This window comes from Francisella sp. 19S2-4 (genome assembly GCF_036281795.1).
Lineage (GTDB): Bacteria > Pseudomonadota > Gammaproteobacteria > Francisellales > Francisellaceae > Francisella.
In genome coordinates, this window is record NZ_JAWUZH010000043.1 from 1 (window position 1) to 19113 (window position 19113).

The window sequence follows — 19113 nt, forward strand, 5'->3', positions numbered from 1 at the left end:
AGAACAAAGAGCAGAGCAAGCAGAACAAAGAGCAGAGCAAGCAGAACAAAGAGCAGAGCAAGCAGAACAAAGAGCAGGGCAAGCAGAACAAAGAGCTCAACACTTTCATAATCAACTGTTAGCTATATTTTCAACCTTTAGTTGGAAGGTGTCTAAGCCTATTAGAGTGGTTGAGAGAGGTTGTAAACATCTCAAACAGGGTGATTTGTCATGGGTTTTATTTCAACCAGGAAGTAGAACTAGAAGAACTATAAAGATTCTTCTAGCGCATTTAAGGCTGTATATAGAGAGAAGACCTGCTCTTAGGTCAAGAGTTATCAATGTGATTAATAGGTTTCCGAAGCTTAAAGACAGGCTTAGAAATGAGATGCGAGATAGTTTCATTGAACCAATCACAATCACACTTCAACATTCGCATTTATCACCGAGAGGCCAAGAAATCTACATGAAATTAAAGAAATCGATAGAAGAAAATAAAATAAAGAGTGAAAAATGAGAATAGTTATAGATTTACAAGGATCTCAATCTGAAAGCAGATACCGAGGGATTGGGAGATATTCACTCTCTTTGGCAAAAGCAATAGCAAAAAATAGAGGTAACCATGAAATTGTCATTGCACTTTCAGCTCTTTTCCCACACACCATAGAAGAGTTAAAAGGTGAGTTTCAAGACCTGTTGCCATCTGAAAACATAAGAGTGTGGGGTGCCATAGCCCCTACAAGAGAGTGTGAAGATAGCAATGAAACCAATCGTGAGGTATCAGAAGTGCTTAGAGAAGCATTTTTGTTAAACCTACAGCCTGACATTATTCTTATCACAAGTTTTTTTGAAGGATTTGTCGATGATGCAGTTACAAGTATCAAAAAAATTGACATGGATACTAAAGTCGCAGTGATACTCTATGATCTCATCCCTTTTATCCAAAAAGAAATATACTTAGCACACAATCAACCTTATAAAAATCACTATACAAGAAAGATAGAAGAGATAAAAAAAGCAGATTTATTGCTAGGAATCTCACAAAGCGCTTCAGATGAGGCTATAAAATACTTAGACTTTGATCAGAACAACATATTTAATATATCATCAGCAGTCGATGAGGTTTTTGCACATAAAATTTTAATCGATGATGAAAAACAATCTTTTTATGAAAAATATAGTGTTACAAAAAAAACTATAGTCTATGCCCCAGGTGGATTTGATATTCGCAAAAACTTTGAGAATCTTATCAAAGCCTATGCAAAACTCCCAAATACACTCAAAGAACAATACCAACTCGTCATAGTCAGCAAAGTAGATGATGTCAACAGAGAGAGACTTCTAAAACTAGCCAAAGATGAGGGAATAGCAAAAGATGATTTGATACTTACAGGGTATGTAAGCGATGAAGATTTGATAGCTTTTTATAGCTTATGTGACCTTTTTGTATTTTCTTCTACTCATGAAGGTTTTGGCTTGCCAGTATTGGAAGCGATGAATTGTGGTGCTGTGATCATCGGCTCAAATACTACAAGTATCCCAGAGGTTATAGGGTGTGAAGAAGCACTTTTTGATCCATATTCTATAGAATCAATAAGAGATAAAATAGCAGAGGTTTTAACAGATGAGGTTTTGCAAAGCAGACTCAAAGAGCACAATCAACTTCAAGTACAGAAGTTTTCTTGGGACAGGAGTTCGAAAGTTGCCATAGAGGCTATAGAAAATTTATCTGTACAAAATAGTACTGCGACTTATACAATTGAGCACTTGATTAGTCAATTAGTGGAGTTCAATTTAGATAAATTACATGATACTGAGTTGTTTCATCTCGCATCAGTAATAGACGCTAATTTTTGTCAAAAAAATAAAAGAGTATTATTTATAGATATTACACAGCTTAGGATGGTAGATTATGGTACAGGAATCCAACGGGTAGTTAGGTCGATCATTTCTGAGCTTTATAAACTCCATCAAGATGAACTAGAATTTGAAATCAATCTAGTATATTTGGAGCATCAAGATGGCATGTGGAACTATAAAAGAGCTTGTGATTATGAGAAGAAGCATTTTGATATTGTAAATCTTGGAGATAACTATATTATTTCAGCATGTCACAATGATGTTTTTTTGGGATTAGATTTAGTGTGTTTGGTTGTAGATGCTGAACAACAGCTTTTGTTTACAAAGTGGAAAAACTCTGGGGTGAAAATAGTATTTGTTGTGTATGATATTTTACCAATCCTACATCCGCAATGGTGGCCAGATGGTGGATCAGATATGCATAAAAATTGGTTGACTACTATCGCAAAAATTTCAGATACTTTAATCAGTATATCAAAAGCTGTATCAGATGAAACACGACATTGGATAGAAAGCAATTGTCCAAATAGACCAAACCCTATAAAATATGACTTCTTTCATCTAGGTGCAGATATAGAAAATAGTAGCCCGTCTAAAGGTATGCCTAATAATGCAGTGTCAATCATTAATCTATTTCAAACAGTTCCAACATTTCTCATGGTAGGTACATTAGAACCTAGAAAAGGTCATCAACAAACACTCAAAGCATTTACTGCTCTATGGGATAGTGACATAGATGTGAATCTCTTAATAGTAGGAAAGTCTGGATGGAGGGTGGAGGATATACAAGACAGTATTAAAAATCACAAGAAACTAAACAAACAGCTCTTTTGGCTCGAAGGTATCAGTGATGAGTATCTAGAAAAAGTTTATGCTGCGTCTACTTGCCTTATTGTTGCTAGCGAAGGTGAAGGTTTTGGATTACCTTTGATAGAATCTGCACAACATAATGTTCCAATAATAGCCAGAGATATACCTGTTTTTAGAGAAGTCGCTGGTGATTATGCATACTATTTTGAAAATTCACTTGATCCTATGGTTATACAAAATACTGTTAAATCATGGATAGAGCTATATAAAAAAGATAAACATCCAAAATCAGATAATATGCCGTGGCAAACATGGGAGCAAAGTGCTCAACAATTAATGGACATAATTTTAAAAGATAATAGGAGAGTTAATAAATGAGTAAAAAAGCAATTGTAACAGGTATTACGGGTCAAGATGGAGCATATTTAGCAGAGTTATTGTTAAATAATGGCTATAAAGTATATGGTACCTACCGAAGAACAGCTTCAGTAAATTTTTGGCGTATAGAAGAATTAGGTATTGAAAACCACTCTAACTTAGAACTAATTGAATATGACTTAACAGATGCATCTAATAGCATTCGTATGGTTTCAGATATTCAACCAGACGAAATATATAATTTAGCGGCACAAAGCTTTGTAGGTGTTTCTTTTGACCAACCATTGGCTACAGCTCACATTACAGGTTTAGGCTGCGCTCATTTGTTAGAGGCTATTAGGATAGTAAATCCTAAAATAAAATTCTATCAAGCATCCACATCAGAAATGTTTGGTTTAGTTCAAGAAATTCCACAGACTGAAAAAACACCTTTTTACCCACGTAGTCCATATGGAGTTGCTAAATTGTATGCACATTGGATGGTCGTTAACTATCGTGAGAGTTATGATATTTTTGCTACTAGTGGTATTTTGTTTAACCATGAGTCTCCATTAAGAGGCCAGGAGTTTGTAACACGTAAGATTACAGATTCTGTAGCTAAAATTAAACTCGGTAAATTAGATTGTTTAGAGCTTGGTAATTTAGACGCTAAGCGTGACTGGGGATATGCTAAAGATTATGTTGAGGGTATGTACTTAATGCTACAAGCTGATAAACCAGACACATTTGTTTTAGGAACAAACCGTACAGAAACTGTTCGTGATTTTGTAAAAATGGCATTTAAAGCAGCAGAGATAGAGCTTATATTTGAAGGATCTGAAGAGAGTGAGATCGCTAAGTGCGCTAAAACAGGTAAGGTTGTAGTGAAAATTAATCCTAAATTTTACCGTCCTGCTGAAGTTGATCTTTTAATAGGAAATCCACAGAAAGCTAGGGATATATTGGGATGGGAGCCAAAAACAAGTTTAGAAACACTCTGTGATATGATGGTGAAAGCTGATATTCGTAGAAATAAACAAGGATTTTCATTTTAATGGAAAATAAGGTTCTTATAACAGGCTATAACGGTTTTACTGGGCAGTATATTGTTAGAGCTCTAGAACAAGCAGGCTTTTCTGTTTTTGGTTTAGTATCTTCTAATAGTGATAACCATAAATGTTTCAAAGCAGATTTAAATAATAAGCAAAGTTTACAAAAAGCAATAACTGAGGTTAAGCCTGATTATGTTATACATTTAGCTGCTAAAGCTTTTGTTGGGCATGGGAATATTTCTGATTTTTATACTACAAATTTGATTGGAACTAGGAATTTGTTAGAAGTAATTTCTGAAAATCTACCAGATATTAAACACGTTATCATAGCTAGTAGTGCGAATGTCTATGGAAATACTCAAGATGGTTGCCTTAATGAAAAGACTATACCAAACCCAGCTAACGACTATGCTATTAGTAAGATAGCTATGGAATATGTTTCACAATTATTTGTAAATAAGCTTCCAATTACCATAACTAGACCATTCAACTACACAGGTGTTGGTCAAGACGGTAATTTTTTAATTCCAAAAATAATTAAACATTTTAAAGCTAGAGCAGATGTGATTGAGCTTGGAAACATTGAAGTTTGGCGAGAGTTTAATGATGTTAGATATATCGCTGATTTATATGTAAGCCTTCTTAATATTAAGCCTGGAGAGGTTATAAATTTATGTTCTGGAAAATATTATGCTCTTAAAGAAATTGTAGATACATGTACTAATATTACTGGACATAGAATACAGATTAAAATTAATCCTAATTTTGTACGTGAGAATGAGGTGAGAGTTTTAGCGGGTGATGCTAGCAAACTCAATAAGCTTGTAAATGTAGAAAATAAGTATACTATTGAAAATACTTTGAGATGGATGCTAGAAGGTAATGAGGTTAAATAAATTAAGGTTAGGTATTGATGTAAGAATTCTGATTAAGCCCGAGATTGGAATAAGTGTATATACATTAGAGCTTGTCTCAAGAATAGCTAGTGATCAAAATTTTGATTTATACTTATATAGTCCATCACCAATACTTGAAAGGTACAAGCAAGTTATTGATAGTAAGGTAGTCTTGCGAGAATCTAAAGTTAAAAGTGTATTCTTAAAGCAATTGTGGGGTGCATATAAGTTATCTAGTCTACTCAAAAAAGATAAAATAGATGTTTTTTGGGGGCCTGCTCATAGGTTACCTTTTATTAAACCTAAAGGAATTAAGTATGTTTTGACAGTGCATGACCTTGTTTATAAGTATGCACCCAATACTATGAGTAAATTATCATATCCTATAGAAAGATTTATGCTTCCTAAATCAATATTGAAAGCTGACTATGTTGTGACAGATTCTATAGCTACTAAACTCTCTGTTGAGTCTGAGTTTAATATATCTAAAGATACTATTAGTGTTATATATCTTGGGTCAAGATATAAAAGTTACATTAGATCAATAGTAGAAGTAAATAGAGAAATTAATAAATACTTTTTGTTTGTAGGAACTATGGAACCTAGAAAAAATTTACCGCTATTACTTAGAGCCTATGCAAAATTATCAACTGCTCAAAAAGAAAATTGTCATTTACATATAGTAGGCTCCAAGGGTTGGGGAAGAAATGATTTAGAAAAAGTAATCGAGAATCTAGGCATCTCTGAATATGTTAAGATTCATGGTTATGTTGATAATCTTACATTAGCTACACTGTATGCTGGTTGTTACGCTGTATTGATGCCGTCCATCTATGAAGGGTTTGGGTTACCTTTATTAGAGGGTATGACTTTTGGTAAACCTGGATTATGTGGGGACAACTCATCAATGCCAGAGATAGTTGGTAATGCAGGAGTTATAGTTAGGCATGATAGTATAGATAGCGTATATGATGGTTTAATAAAGCTTTTAGATAGAAAAAACTATGATTTATTTCAAGAAAATATACCTAATCAGATAAAGAAATTTGATTGGGATACTTCCGCAAAAGAGCTAGAAAAAATATTTATAGATATTATAGGGAGAGTATAGTGAGAAAAGCTAATGTCACAGAATTAATCAAAAACAGTGGTGTGAAGTTTGGTACTAGTGGAGTTAGAGGTCTTGTATCAGCTATGACTGACAAAATTTGTTGGTTATACACTAAAGCCTTTCTTCAGTTTTTAGAAAAGAAATATTCTATAACTAAAGGTATGAAAGTTGCCATAGCGCATGATTTGCGTGATAGTAGTCCTAGAATAACAAAAGCCGTTATTAACGCTGTAATAGATAGTGGCTATGAGCCTGAATATTGTGGTGAGATACCATCACCAGCAGTCATGCTGTATGGTATATCTAATCGCATACCATCAGTTATGGTTACTGGCAGTCATATCCCAGAAGATAGAAATGGTATTAAATTTAATACTCCTTACGGTGAAGTTCTCAAAGAAGATGAAGAAATAATAGTCAATCAAGTTATAAAAGTTAATGATGCTGATTTTGATGATAATGGAATGTTTTTACAAAAAGTAGAACTTCCTACGATATGTAGTCAAGCTCATTCACAGTATGTTTACAGATACATAAATTTCTTCCCTAATAATTGTTTAGCAGGTAAGACTATTGGACTATATGAGCATTCATCTGTGGGACGTAAGATAGTTAAAGAAATTCTTGAAAAATTAGGAGCTAAAGTTATCTTATTGGGATTCTCTGAAAGGTTTGTATCAGTAGATACTGAAGCAATTCGTCAAGAAGATGTGAAACTTGCAAAGCAGTGGGCAAGTGAGTATAAGATCGATAGTATAGTTTCAACAGATGGTGATGCAGATAGGCCTCTAGTTAGTGATGAAAATGGTAATTGGCTAAAAGGTGATGTATTAGGTGTTTTAACTGCAAGGTATCTACAAGCACAATCTGTAGCGACTCCAGTTAGTAGTAATACTATAGTTGAAAAGATAGGCTATTTTAAGAACATTATTAGAACTAAAATTGGTTCTCCATATGTAATTGCTGCAATGAATCAGTTACTCTCAGAGGGATATAATGGTGTGGTTGGTTATGAAGCGAATGGTGGTTTTCTACAAGCTGGAGATGTTTGTTTTAAAAACGCTACTTTAAAGGCACTACCTACTAGGGATGCTGTGATACCAATGTTAGCTGTACTTATGTTATCAGTAGATTCTAATAAAGCTATATCAGAATTGTTATTTGATCTACCTGCGCGCTATACAGCTAGTAGTAAGATTGATGATTTTGCAACTGAAAAAAGCCAGGAGATTTTAAAATCAATATTAGCTGGTAAATCAGATCTTCTAGATAAGATAATGTCTGAGTATTTTAATGGTAATAATAGTATTGAAAACATAGATATTACTGATGGTGTTAGAATAACTTTGGAGAATCAGGATGTTTTACATTTGAGACCTTCTGGCAATGCTCCTGAGCTTAGATGTTATTCTGAGGCAGCTAATATTAATCTAGCAGAAGAATTAAATGAGTATGTCAGGTCTCTAATTAAGTAGATATAAATATATGCAGAATATTAAAGTATTACATGTAACTAAAACTTATTATCCAGAGATAGTAGGAGGAGTTCAAGAGGCTATTCGATTAGCTTCATATTCAGAACAATCTGATTTTCAAGCAGATGTCTTTTGTTTATGTAAAGGTATTAAAAAGCCTAGAAACGTCAGGTTTAATAAGTCTATAGTATATCAGTTTCCTATAAGTTTCGATTATCATTCAACACCTGTTAGTTTGAAAGCATTATGTAAATTTCGAAGTATAGCTAAAAATTATAATATTATACATTATCATTATCCATGGCCTCTTATTGGTTTGTTAAATATGCTGTTAATAGGCTTAAATAAGAAAGTGGTTATGAGTTATCATGCTGATGCAATCGGATCTAAATTACTTGAAAAACTGAATTCTTTTATTTGTTTAAATGTTTTTTCCAAAGCATCTAAAATTATAGTGGCTTCACCTAATATAACACTTAATAATCCATATTTTAAATTTAAGAAATATATTAACAAAATTGCAATAATACCATATAAATTGCATGATATTATTGAGAGATATAAGCCTAATCAAATTAGTAAAGAACAGCCTCAAGACTTTGTGTTATATATTGGACAGTTCAGGGGATATAAAGGAGTAAATGTAATAATTGATGCTGCAAGACTTTTACCAAATGTAAAATTTTTTTTAGTTGGTAAAGGTAAGCAATATGAATTAATAAAAACAGAAATAATGAATGATAAGGTTGATAATGTCTATTTATTAGGTGCAATCTCTGATGAGCAAAAAAACAAATTATTAGAGAAATCCAAGGTTTTAATTCTTCCCTCAATAACAAGAGGTGAGGCATTTGGGATATCTTTATTAGAAGGTATGAGGCAATCAAAGCCTATTATTTCAACTGAGTTAGGCACAGGAACTTCATATGTTAATTTAGATGGTGTGTCTGGTTTAGTTATCGAGCCTAATAATTCTAAAATGCTTGCAGATGCTATATCTAAAATGTATGAAGATAATGAGTTATATAAGAAGTTATCTATAGGAGCAAGAAAAAGATACAAAGATTATTTTTGTTACCAAGACAATAGTGAATATATAAAACTTTATGAAGAAGTTTTAAATTAACTAAGAATTAAATTAAAGAGTAATAATTTTTTAGAAAAAATTATATCTAACAAATTATAGTTCTTAAAAGAATTAAATAGCGCCTCTTTTCATAGTTTGGAAGAACTCTTCATTTGTTAAAGAGCCTTTCATTTTTTCTGTTAAGAATTCCATAGCTTGAACATCTTCCATACCGCCAAGAATCTTACGTAGAACCCAAAGTTTTTGTAGTTCTTCTTGAGATGTAAGAAGCTCTTCTCTACGCGTACCTGATCTATCAAAGCTAATAGCAGGGTAAACACGACGCTCAGCAATTTTACGATCAAGATGAAGCTCCATGTTACCTGTACCTTTGAATTCCTCAAAGATAACTTCATCCATTTTAGATCCTGTTTCTACAAGAGCTGTAGCAATTATTGTTAAACTACCACCTTCAGCTGTATTACGTGCAGCACCAAAGAATCTCTTAGGCTTTTGTAAGGCGTTTGCTTCAACACCACCAGAAAGTACACGACCAGAAGCTGGTGATACAGTGTTGTATGCACGAGCTAATCTTGTGATTGAGTCTAGCAGAATTACAACATCTTGCTTATGTTCAACTAATCTTTTTGCTTTTTCAATTACAATTTCTGCTAATTGAACGTGTCTAGCTGCGGGTTCATCAAATGTTGATGCTACAACTTCACCACGTACTGAACGTTGCATTTCTGTAACTTCCTCAGGGCGTTCATCTATCAGTAGCATTATTAGGTTACATTCTGGATGGTTTTTAGCAATTGATGTTGCAATATTTTGCATCATAATTGTTTTACCAGTTTTTGGAGGTGCAACAATCAAACCACGTTGACCTTTACCAAATGGAGCAGCTAAATCAATAACTCTAGCTGTGATATCTTCATTTGAGCCATTACCAATCTCCATTGTAAGCCTTTCTTTGGCATATTCGGGAGTTAAGTTTTCAAATAGAATTTTTTTTCTAGCTAATTCTGGTGAATCAAAGTTAACACTGTCAATGTGTTTAACAGCAAAGTATTTCTCATTATCACGAGGTGGGCGAATCTTACCAACAATGCTGTCACCAGTACGTAGGTTTAGCTTTCTAATAAAAGCTGGTGAAACATATATATCATCAGGTGATGCAAAATACGAACTATCTGAAGATCTTAAGAAACCATAACCATCTTGTAGAACTTCTAAAATACCCTCACCATAAATATCCTCACCCTTATCAGCATGATATTTTAAGATTGAAAAGATAAGTTCTTGTTTTCTTGCACGCAGTGATTCAAGATCTAAGCTTTGAGCTATGTCCATTAGCTCATTAACAGATTTATACTTTAATTCATTTAAATTCATTGGATTCTCTATTTGTAAAGATATGTTGATATAACTAAATTATAGATATTTGTCTATGATTGAAATTAATTGACTTTTTTGTACCACACCAACTTTAGTTTCTTTGTTTTCACCATCTTTGAAAACCATAAGAGTAGGTACTCCACGAACACCAAATTTCATAGCAGTTTCTTCATTGTCATCAATATTAATTTTGCAAACTTTGATCTGTTCGTCATAGTGTTCAGCTACTTGCTCAAGTATAGGAGAAAGCATTTTACAAGGACCACACCATGGTGCCCAAAAATCTAATAATACAGGGATATCACTATTTAGAACTTCGCTTTCGAATTGACTGTCTGATATATCGATACATTTTGACATGCTTTGATTTTCCTTTAATTTTTGATTCTTAAAATTGTATTTTAAGTAGCTTGGCTATTATATTTTGATAATTTTATAAGAAGTTAAACTAATTGCTAGTTATTATAAACAAAAAAACTTCTTAGACAAATTTTTTTAGCTATTTTGACTATATTTTTTTATAATGGGAACTAGTTATAAAATATGTGCTTTTGGTTTGTATGTCAAAAATAGTAGCAACAGTAGATTTAGGTTCAAATAGTTTCCATATGCTTATCAGTGAAATTAAGCCTGATGGTGAGGTTGTTACACTATCTAAGCAAAAGCAAAAAGTACAGTTAAGAGCTGGATTAAATAATAATCTAACTATTAGCAAAGATGCTCAAGATAAAGCCATTAAATGTCTAGAATTTTTTGCTCAAGAAATAGAAAAATATAAGGTTGAGCATGTACGTGCAGTTGGCACATATACCCTTAGAAAAGCAAAAAATAATATTAAAGGCTTTAAAAAGAAGTTAGATAAAGCTCTAGGTACTAAGATTAAAATTATTTCTGGACCTGAGGAAGCAAGACTTGTATATGTTGGTGCTAGAGATAATCATGATATAAAGCAAAAGACTTTAGTTATTGATATTGGTGGAGGTTCAACAGAGCTCGTAATAGGTCGAGGTAATAAAATATTAATAGCTCGTAGCTTAGATATGGGTTGTGTTGGAATGCAGAAAGATTTCTTTACAAATGAAAAGCTTGATTTTGCAAATTTTCATGCAGCAGTAGCAAAAGCTAAACAAATACTTGAACCTATATTATCCAAGTATAAAAGAATAGGATGGAGTCAAGTTTTAGGATCTTCGGGAACAATTATTTCAGTTACAAATATGTGTCAAATGCTTAAAGGTGATTCTATTCTTACTCAAGAATTTTTAAATAATCTAATAACTATGATGATGGATAAACGTCATGTTGAAAATATTAGCTTCGAAGGTTTAAGAGAGGATCGTGAAAGTGTACTTGCTGGAGGGGTTGCTATTTTATACGCAATATTTGATTGTTTAGAAATTACCGAAATGAGTTTATCAAATGGGGCGGTACGTGAAGGTATGCTTTATGAGCTTGTTAAAAGTAAGTATAAGATTGTTATAAATTAGATTTTTCACAGACTGTTCAAAAACTATAGTAAATATATTGAAATATTAAAAAAGGGTTATTAAATGAAATACATCCCGTTAGCGGCAAGGGTAAGACCTACAAAAATAGACGATATTATAGGTCAGGAGCATTTATTGTCGGATAATGGAGTGTTAAAGAAAATACTTGTAGGTGATGGTATTTGTTCTATGGTTTTATGTGGTAAACCTGGAGTAGGTAAAACAACATTAGCTAGAATTATAGCAAGCTCAAAAGATTTAGAGTTTTTTGAGATATCAGCGGTAGATTCTGGAGTAAAAGAAGTTAAAAAGCTTATTGCAGATAATAAAGATCTAGATAGCTTTGTGCTATTTCTAGATGAAATTCATCGCTTTAATAAATCACAACAAGATTTGCTCCTGCCATACGTTGAGTCGGGTAAGGTTATTTTAATTGGAGCAACTACAGAGAATCCTACATATTATTTAAATAATGCATTAGTATCGAGACTTTTTGTTTTGCGTCTTAAACGTTTAAGTATTGTAGGAACTAAACAGCTAATTCAAAGAGCATTAAAACAAGATGAGATTTTAGCAAAGCATTCTTTTGAAATAAGTGAAGATTTATATAATGCTATCCATAATTATAGTGAAGGTGATTGCCGTAAAATTTTAAACCTACTTGAGAGAATGTTTTTGATTAGCAATCAAGAAGATAATATTATCCTAAATAAAGATTTATTTGATCAAGCAGTAGGTGAAGCATCGCGAGATTTTCATCGTGAAGGTAAGGAGTTTTACGAACAGCTTTCTGCTTTTCATAAATCTGTAAGAGGTACTGATCCAGATGCGGCTATATTTTGGTTAGGATTAATGCTTGATAATGGCGTAGATCCATTAGTTATTGCTAGAAGAATGCTGTGCATAGCATCAGAAGACATTGGTAATGCTGATCCGCAAGCTTTGAGAGTCGCTATAGATGCTTGGAATGCATATGAAAAACTAGGATTACCAGAGGGTAGGCTAGTCCTATCTCAAGCAGCTATATATTTAGCGATAGCTCCAAAAAGTAATGCTTGTTATCTGGCATTGGCAGAGGCTCAGAGAGTAACGAAAAGTCTAGGTCATATAGAAGTACCACAACATCTTAAAAACTATAAAGATAGTAACTATCTATATCCACATAACTATCCGAATTCATATGTTAATCAACAGTATTTACCTAAAAATATTAAGCAAATTTTTTACTCTCCATCAGGCAGTGGTTTTGAAAGTAAGATTAAAGCGAAGCTTGAAAGTATAAACAAAATCAAGAAGTTATAATAAATCTGTTAAAATTTTGCATTTGTATGTTATAATCTTTGGAATTAAATTATATCGAATAAAATATAACTAGGTTTTAAAACTGCTATGGCACTAGAAAATTTACTACATCCTACTAATATTAAAATTGATGACTATGCTAAAAATGCTACTAAGTTTTCTTTTGAAGCACTAGAAAGAGGTGTTGGTTATACACTTGGTTATGCTTTAAAGCAAACTATGCTTTATTCTGTTGGTGGTGCATGCGTTACTAGTATAAAAATTAATGATGGTAAGGTTACTTCTTTAGAAGATGTGATCCCGTGTGATGAGACTGTTGCTGATATTATTCTAAATGTTAAAGCTCTTCCTGTAGCTTTAGCTGATGATGTTGAAACTGGGACAATAATTTTTGATCTTTCTGGATCAGAAGAGGAGATTTTCTCTGAAGAAGCAAAACTGTCAGAAGGTTTAAAAATAACTGATGAAGTATTTATATGCAGTTATAATGGTGGTAGAAAGCTTAAAATAGAAGCTAAAGTTGAAAAAGGTGTTGGTTATAGACAAACAACAGAAAACTTCAATGATGGCGAGTTTCTTTTAGATGCGGCTTTTTCTCCTGTTACATTCTGTGATTTTGAAGTTAAGGATGCGCGTGTAGGTAGACGTACGGATCTTGATAAACTTAATTTCAATATTAAAACAAATGGTAATATCACTTGTGAAGAAGCTTTAAGATTAGCTGCAACTAAGATTCAAAATCAACTGAGAAATATCGTTGATGTTGAAGAGATTAATCAAGGTATTTTTGTAGAAGATCCAACAAAAGATATTGATCCTATGCTATTAAAGCATGTTGAAGAGCTAAATCTAACAGCTAGATCATCTAACTGTTTGAAAGCTGTAAACATTAGATATATTGGTGAACTTGTACAAAAAACTGAAAATGAGCTTCTAAAAGCACCAAACTTTGGTAAGAAATCTCTAACAGAAATTAAACAAAAACTATCTGAGTTAGGTTTGTCTCTTGGTACAGCTATAGATAACTGGCCTGAGGATATCTAGTAATACGCCGGAGTGGTGAAATTGGTAGACGCGCCGGATTCAAAATCCGGTTCTGGCAACAGAGTGCCGGTTCGAGTCCGGCCTCCGGCACCATATATTCAAATAATGTCTAGAAAAAATGCCTGAAGGTATTTATTTAATGTCTTGCATAATAGATCAAAAATTTTATCTAAATATTTTTTAAAACTGTATATTTGTCAAAGTTACATATGATAAAGATTGCTACTAATAGATCTTATTGTATTTTTTAAATATAAATAAAGACTATAATAACCTCTAAAAATAACTTTATAATCATTTATCAAAATCTAATGATTCTTATCAATTCATATTTGCATATTAAATAAGAATTATAATATTGATGTTAGTGATGCAATGTTCTGGGATAGCCACAGGGATGAGTTAAATAAATTTATAATAAGTAAAGCAGCTAGTGAAGCCTTAGATCTATAGCAATAATTTTATTCTTTCAGTAAATTTTTACAGACCTATAAAAATTGTTTCAATCAACTGATAGTAAATACATTTGACATATTTTGAATGTTAATTTTTAACTATAGCTATTAAATTTTGAATATCTTATTTCTTATGGAATCCTGATATAGTTATAGCAAAATTTTAATAATTTAATTTACTAAAGGAGAAAAGATGAAGAGTAAAATTAAAGTTTTATCAGCTGCTACAATGATGTTGATGGGAATGTCAGGTTTTAGTTATGCAGCAACTAATTCTGGAGTTGGTGATTCTCAAGAGCCAATTATTGCTGCATATTATCTTGGAGATAGTGATTCCGGATCAAAATGGGCATCTTTAAATAGACTTCAAAAACTTGCAAATGAAATAACAAAAAATGGCGCTAGCTTTAATAAGATGATTCTATCTTTCGTTCAGCCAAGCTTATTTTATTATCAAACAGGAAGCTTAGCAGGAACAGGTCTATTTGGTTATTTTATTGATCGTAATGCATCATCTCAAGAAATTTCAGAAGCACAAAATAATGCTAAAGCTAAGGAAGATTTTGTAAAACTAAAAGCAATTATAGCTCAACTAGAAAAAGCTGGTGTTCATGTTTATCTTGCTGTTGGTGGTTGGAATTTTAGTTGTGATCCATACCTATATACAGAATCATTAAAAGCTCTAGGAAAATCGCCAAATAAACAAAATATGTGTGGTCCAGATGACGGATTATATGATACTTTCCCTAATCCTATTCCTGAAAATACTTCAGGTACAGATTTTAATAACTATTCTCGTGGTATATTTGAAGATCCTGCTTCATCAACACAAGCAAATGAAGCATACTATAATTTGGTTAAACTAACTAATGATTTAGGGGCATCAGGGATCGATTTAGATTATGAAGAGTTTTGGCATGCTGATTTAAACAGTTTCTCTTTGAGTAAATTATTAAATAATAAATGGCAAATTAAAGATATTAAGAAAGATGGTCCTCTTTCATATCAAGATTTTCAGGATCTTTTAAAAGAATTTGAAATTACAAACCAGCTTAAAAATGTTGATGGTAAAGTTCAAGGTCGTATTGATATAGGAAATCCTGGAGCTATGCCTCAAACTGTAGATAAGTTCGCAGCAATAATTAAAGTTGTACATGATGATATTCAGGAAATTAATCCAAATTTAAAACTTTCTGCAGCCTTACCAGCTGTTGGTGCGGTTCCAACAAATGTTTTAATCTGGGGCTCTAAAGACCATCTATCAACTGGAGGTCCTTGGTATTATGGGAATTTAAAAGGTCTTGTATACAATGTTGCATATAAAGATGAGAGTATTGCTAAAGATCTCGATGCATTAGCAGTTATGAGTTATGATTTAAGTAAGGATGATGCTCAATATTTAAACGGTGCATCTACATTAGCTGCTCAGGTAAAATATTATATGTCTGAATACTATCATTATTTAAGTAGTTCAGATACTGAGACTAAGTTAGCTAATAATGGAAATGATATAATCCCTGGTACATTTAATTTAGATAGACCAATTCAATTTGGATTTGAAATAGGACAACCAGCATATCCTATTAAGGATACGGGTAACGACTTACCTCTAAATACCATTGAGATGAATAATATTCTTTATTCTGAAGTTGGTTTAGGTACTAAATCATCTGGTATGATTATGTGGGATCTTTTCAAAAATCAAAGATACGATATAGATTATTTAGGAAGTTGGAATGAGTCTTGGCCAACACCAAAAGAAACATTACAGGCGACATGTCATGCGTTTGGATTAGATTCAGATTCCCAATATAATTGTGATGCTGATATATTATCTGCGGATGATGGTGAAACTTTCAATTGGGAAGGTAACATTACAGTTTCAAATATTACAGAAACTTCTGCTTCTATAACATGGAATAAACCAGAGGATGTTGATGGTGTTAAATATACAATTCTTGTAAATGGTAAAACTGTTTCTGAAAATCAAGAAAATACTGAATATACGCTATCTAACTTAGAAAAAGGTAACGAATATAGTGTTACAGTGATTGCTTCTGCAGATGGGTATGAGTCAAGTAATACTAGTGTAACTTTCAAAACAGAAGGTGATGTTGTTGGATATCTATCTTGGACAAAAGAACCTACGATTACAGGTGTAACTAAAGATAGTGCTAATGCTACTTGGGAAGCTAAAACTAATGCATCAGGAGCTATAGTTAGTTATAGCTATAATCTAGTAAATACTAATAGTAACAATGTAGTAGCTAGTGGTGTGGGCACATCAGCTGTATTCACAGGTTTAACTGCTAATACTAACTATACTTTAACTGTAGTTGCATCGGTAGCAGGTATGGAAAGTATCACAACAACTTCAAGTTTTACTACTGAGTCTGCTGAACAAACTCAAGATAAGCTGTCTTGGGTTAAGCAAGCAACTATAAGTGCTATAACAAAAGACTCTGCTAGTGCTAGTTGGGAAGCTAAGCCAAGTAATTCAGGAGCTACTGTTAAATATGCTTATAAGTTAACAAATGCTAGTGGCTCTGTTGTTGCTCAGGGAAATAATGTTACAAATGTTTCATTTAATAATCTTGATGCAGATGTAAACTATACATTGACAGTTATAGCATCAGCAACAGATATGGAGAATATTACATCTGTTACTACATTTAAAACTGAAGAAGACGATCAAAATCAAACAGGCAATACTCAGGTATGGATAGCTGGTGAAACTAAAGCTCAAAATGGCGAGATTTTTGAGTATGCTAACAAATGCTACAAGGCTAAAAATAACCCAGGTGTTTGGGAAACTCCTAGTAGTCAATCATGGTTCTGGGATGAAGTAACTTGTAGTGCTACTGGTGGAGAAACTGGTGGAGAAACTGGTGGAGAAACTGGTGGAGAAACTGGTGGAGAAACTGGTGGAGAAACTGGTGGAGAAACTGTAAAAGCGTGGGATCCTAAAGTTGTATATAACAAAGATGATCAAGTAACGTATGATGGCCAAACATATACAGCTAAGTGGTGGACACAAGGAGATACTCCATCTAATGGTGGTGTTTGGGAAAAACCTGTTGTTGCTGGAGGAGCTTGGGAAAGTGGTATTGCCTACAATGGTGGTCAAACAGTAACTTATGAAGGTCAAAAGTATAAAGCTAAGTGGTGGACACAGGGTGACATTCCATCAAATGGCTCTCCTTGGGAGAAAATATAATATAAATAAAATTAACCTAGTATATTTCAATAACTTGAAATTCTAGGTTAAATTCTAATCTTATAAATTCTTTATTTAATTCAAATAATAATTTTTTCTAAAATATTTGATCATATTTTAAATGTCATATATTTAGTTACTATGTTTCTATATTAGATAAGTATAGATATTATATATGGGTCTAGATAACTTTAGCACTAAGCTTTCTTACTAAAGGACACATGAATATTTATACAAATCATTATCTTTGTTATTCCATCTAAATTCACACTCTTTTAAGTGTAAAATAAACTTATCATCACTTAATCCATTAAATTTTGTAAGACTTCTCTTAGGGAAAGACCAAAATGATTCAATACCATTAACATGATTCTTACTTCGAGCAAACTGGTTATGAGAGTGGTAAATACGATAGTGATCATAGCCATTTAGAATTAATCCATCATACGCTTTCCATCTATCGGTATAGATTGTAGTATTTTCGTGTATTTTGCCCTGTATTATAAGAGCAGTTTGGTACAATAGAAACATAGATTCTATTATATTTATTTCGTTTTAAAACGCCAAATACTGGTGTTTTACCAACAGCTCCACGACCACGTTTGCCTCGGACTCGTTTGGCTCCAAAGTAAGATTCATCTAATTAAAACTCCCCAGCAGCTGCTAAAAAATTTTCATCAGAAAATACAATTATTTTACGAAATCTATCAAAATAGTGATTAATTGTTATTCTACTAATATTAGTGATTTTACTCGTGTTTGTTGCTGTTAAATCTAAACTAAAACACTTTAGAACTTCTCTAATTTTAGCATCTGAAATATGCGAACGTTTTTTATACCTTCCAAACATATATGAAATATAGCTCTATCAACAATTTTGACAAGCTAAAGTTATCTAGACCCTAAATTTTTTCTTTTAAATATTTATAGAGTTTTTCTTAAAAGACTTTGTAGGAAACTATCTGATATCGATTAAAGAAGTTTATTAAAGTCTAAATTCAAATATCTGCTAGATTCATTATTATTTTATATATTCTTTTGTGCTAATAATAAGTATATACCGCATGGTATAGCATTTGTTAGTAATTCAAATATGTTCTCTTAGGAGTACATAAATTGGTCATCGTAATTTAAATTAATTCTTGGTAAAGGTGGTATTATGAAAAATATAAATATTGAAGGTATTGTTGCTTATATTCCGACACCATTTGATAAATTTGATCAAATAAGTTTAAAGAGTTTAGAGATTCTTATTGATAGATTGATTAAAAAAGGAGTAGATGCAATCTCTCCTTTAGGAAGTACAGGTGAAAGTGCCTATCTGAGTTTAGATGAATGGAAGATTGTAACCCAGAAAACTGTTGAATTTACGAATAAACGTGTTCCTGTTATTGTGGGCGCTTCTGATATGACAACGGCAAACTGTATTGAGAAAGCTAAATATGCTCAAAGTGTAGGAGCTGATGCTATTATGGTTATTCCAATGATTTATTGGAAATTATCTGAAGATGATATTTTTAATCATTATAAAAGACTGTTGAATAAATCTTTCAATTTCTATGAATAGGAATATTTTTGCTATTTTTAGTAAAAACTTAGCCTTA

Annotated in this window: 14 protein-coding genes, 1 tRNA gene and 1 pseudogene; 13 read left to right on the forward strand and 3 right to left on the reverse strand. The window is 32.4% G+C overall.

The window, feature by feature from the left end:
- The 7 genes from R8535_RS08795 to R8535_RS08825 all read left to right on the forward strand — a co-directional run.
- The coding region (locus R8535_RS08795; RefSeq protein WP_329498447.1) for an alanine-zipper protein at positions 1–496 on the forward strand (496 nt) is incomplete at its 5' end.
- Positions 493–3027 carry a glycosyltransferase family 4 protein gene (locus R8535_RS08800; RefSeq protein WP_329498449.1) on the forward strand — a complete coding sequence of 845 codons (2535 nt, stop codon included), beginning with the start codon at positions 493–495 and terminating at the stop codon, positions 3025–3027. The genes R8535_RS08795 and R8535_RS08800, both read left to right, overlap by 4 nt.
- On the forward strand, positions 3024–4061 hold the full coding sequence (gene gmd / locus R8535_RS08805) for a GDP-mannose 4,6-dehydratase (protein WP_329498451.1): 1038 nt from the start codon (positions 3024–3026) through the stop codon (positions 4059–4061). The genes R8535_RS08800 and gmd overlap by 4 nt, the downstream gene beginning before the upstream one ends.
- Positions 4061–4954, forward strand: coding sequence for a GDP-mannose 4,6-dehydratase (locus R8535_RS08810; protein ID WP_329498453.1), 894 nt, complete (start codon positions 4061–4063; stop codon positions 4952–4954). Before gmd ends, R8535_RS08810 begins: the two co-directional genes overlap by 1 nt.
- Positions 4941–6065 carry a glycosyltransferase family 4 protein gene (locus R8535_RS08815; protein ID WP_329498455.1) on the forward strand — a complete coding sequence of 375 codons (1125 nt, stop codon included), beginning with the start codon at positions 4941–4943 and terminating at the stop codon, positions 6063–6065. The genes R8535_RS08810 and R8535_RS08815 overlap by 14 nt, the downstream gene beginning before the upstream one ends.
- Positions 6065–7540, forward strand: coding sequence for a phosphomannomutase (locus tag R8535_RS08820; protein WP_329498458.1), 1476 nt, complete (start codon positions 6065–6067; stop codon positions 7538–7540). The genes R8535_RS08815 and R8535_RS08820 overlap by 1 nt, the downstream gene beginning before the upstream one ends.
- Positions 7541–7550: 10 nt before the next feature.
- A complete protein-coding gene (locus tag R8535_RS08825) occupies positions 7551–8666 on the forward strand; it encodes a glycosyltransferase (protein WP_329498460.1) in 1116 nt (371 codons plus the stop codon).
- 72 nt (positions 8667–8738) lie between these two features.
- Here the strand turns inward: R8535_RS08825 and rho are convergent, their stop codons facing one another.
- Together rho and trxA are read right to left on the reverse strand one after the other, a co-directional pair.
- A complete protein-coding gene (gene rho / locus R8535_RS08830) occupies positions 8739–10001 on the reverse strand; it encodes a transcription termination factor Rho (RefSeq protein ID WP_150468041.1) in 1263 nt (420 codons plus the stop codon).
- Between the two features lie 39 nt (positions 10002–10040).
- Complete coding sequence (trxA, locus tag R8535_RS08835) at positions 10041–10364, reverse strand: thioredoxin (RefSeq protein ID WP_329498462.1); 324 nt, start codon at positions 10362–10364, stop codon at positions 10041–10043.
- Between the two features lie 200 nt (positions 10365–10564).
- Here trxA and R8535_RS08840 point away from each other — a divergent pair, with 200 nt between their 5' ends.
- The 5 genes from R8535_RS08840 (at position 10565) to R8535_RS08860 (ending at position 17509) form a co-directional block, all read left to right on the forward strand.
- On the forward strand, positions 10565–11491 hold the full coding sequence (locus R8535_RS08840; RefSeq protein ID WP_329498464.1) for a Ppx/GppA phosphatase family protein: 927 nt from the start codon (positions 10565–10567) through the stop codon (positions 11489–11491).
- 63 nt (positions 11492–11554) lie between these two features.
- Positions 11555–12793: a replication-associated recombination protein A gene (locus R8535_RS08845; protein ID WP_329498466.1), complete on the forward strand. Its 1239-nt coding sequence runs from the start codon at positions 11555–11557 to the stop codon at positions 12791–12793.
- A gap of 87 nt (positions 12794–12880) precedes the next feature.
- Positions 12881–13837 carry a DNA-directed RNA polymerase subunit alpha gene (locus R8535_RS08850; RefSeq protein WP_329498467.1) on the forward strand — a complete coding sequence of 319 codons (957 nt, stop codon included), beginning with the start codon at positions 12881–12883 and terminating at the stop codon, positions 13835–13837.
- Positions 13838–13843: 6 nt separating this feature from the next.
- Positions 13844–13930, forward strand: a tRNA-Leu gene (locus R8535_RS08855).
- Between the two features lie 555 nt (positions 13931–14485).
- On the forward strand, positions 14486–17509 hold the full coding sequence (locus tag R8535_RS08860) for a fibronectin type III domain-containing protein (protein WP_329498469.1): 3024 nt from the start codon (positions 14486–14488) through the stop codon (positions 17507–17509).
- Positions 17510–17690: 181 nt separating this feature from the next.
- On the opposite strand, the pseudogene R8535_RS08865 reads toward R8535_RS08860, so the two are convergent.
- Positions 17691–18359: pseudogene (locus R8535_RS08865) on the reverse strand (IS1595 family transposase).
- Positions 18360–18668: 309 nt separating this feature from the next.
- Between R8535_RS08865 and R8535_RS08870 the strand changes: the two are divergent.
- Positions 18669–19076 carry a dihydrodipicolinate synthase family protein gene (locus tag R8535_RS08870; protein WP_329498471.1) on the forward strand — a complete coding sequence of 136 codons (408 nt, stop codon included), beginning with the start codon at positions 18669–18671 and terminating at the stop codon, positions 19074–19076.
- Positions 19077–19113: the final 37 nt, after the last annotated feature.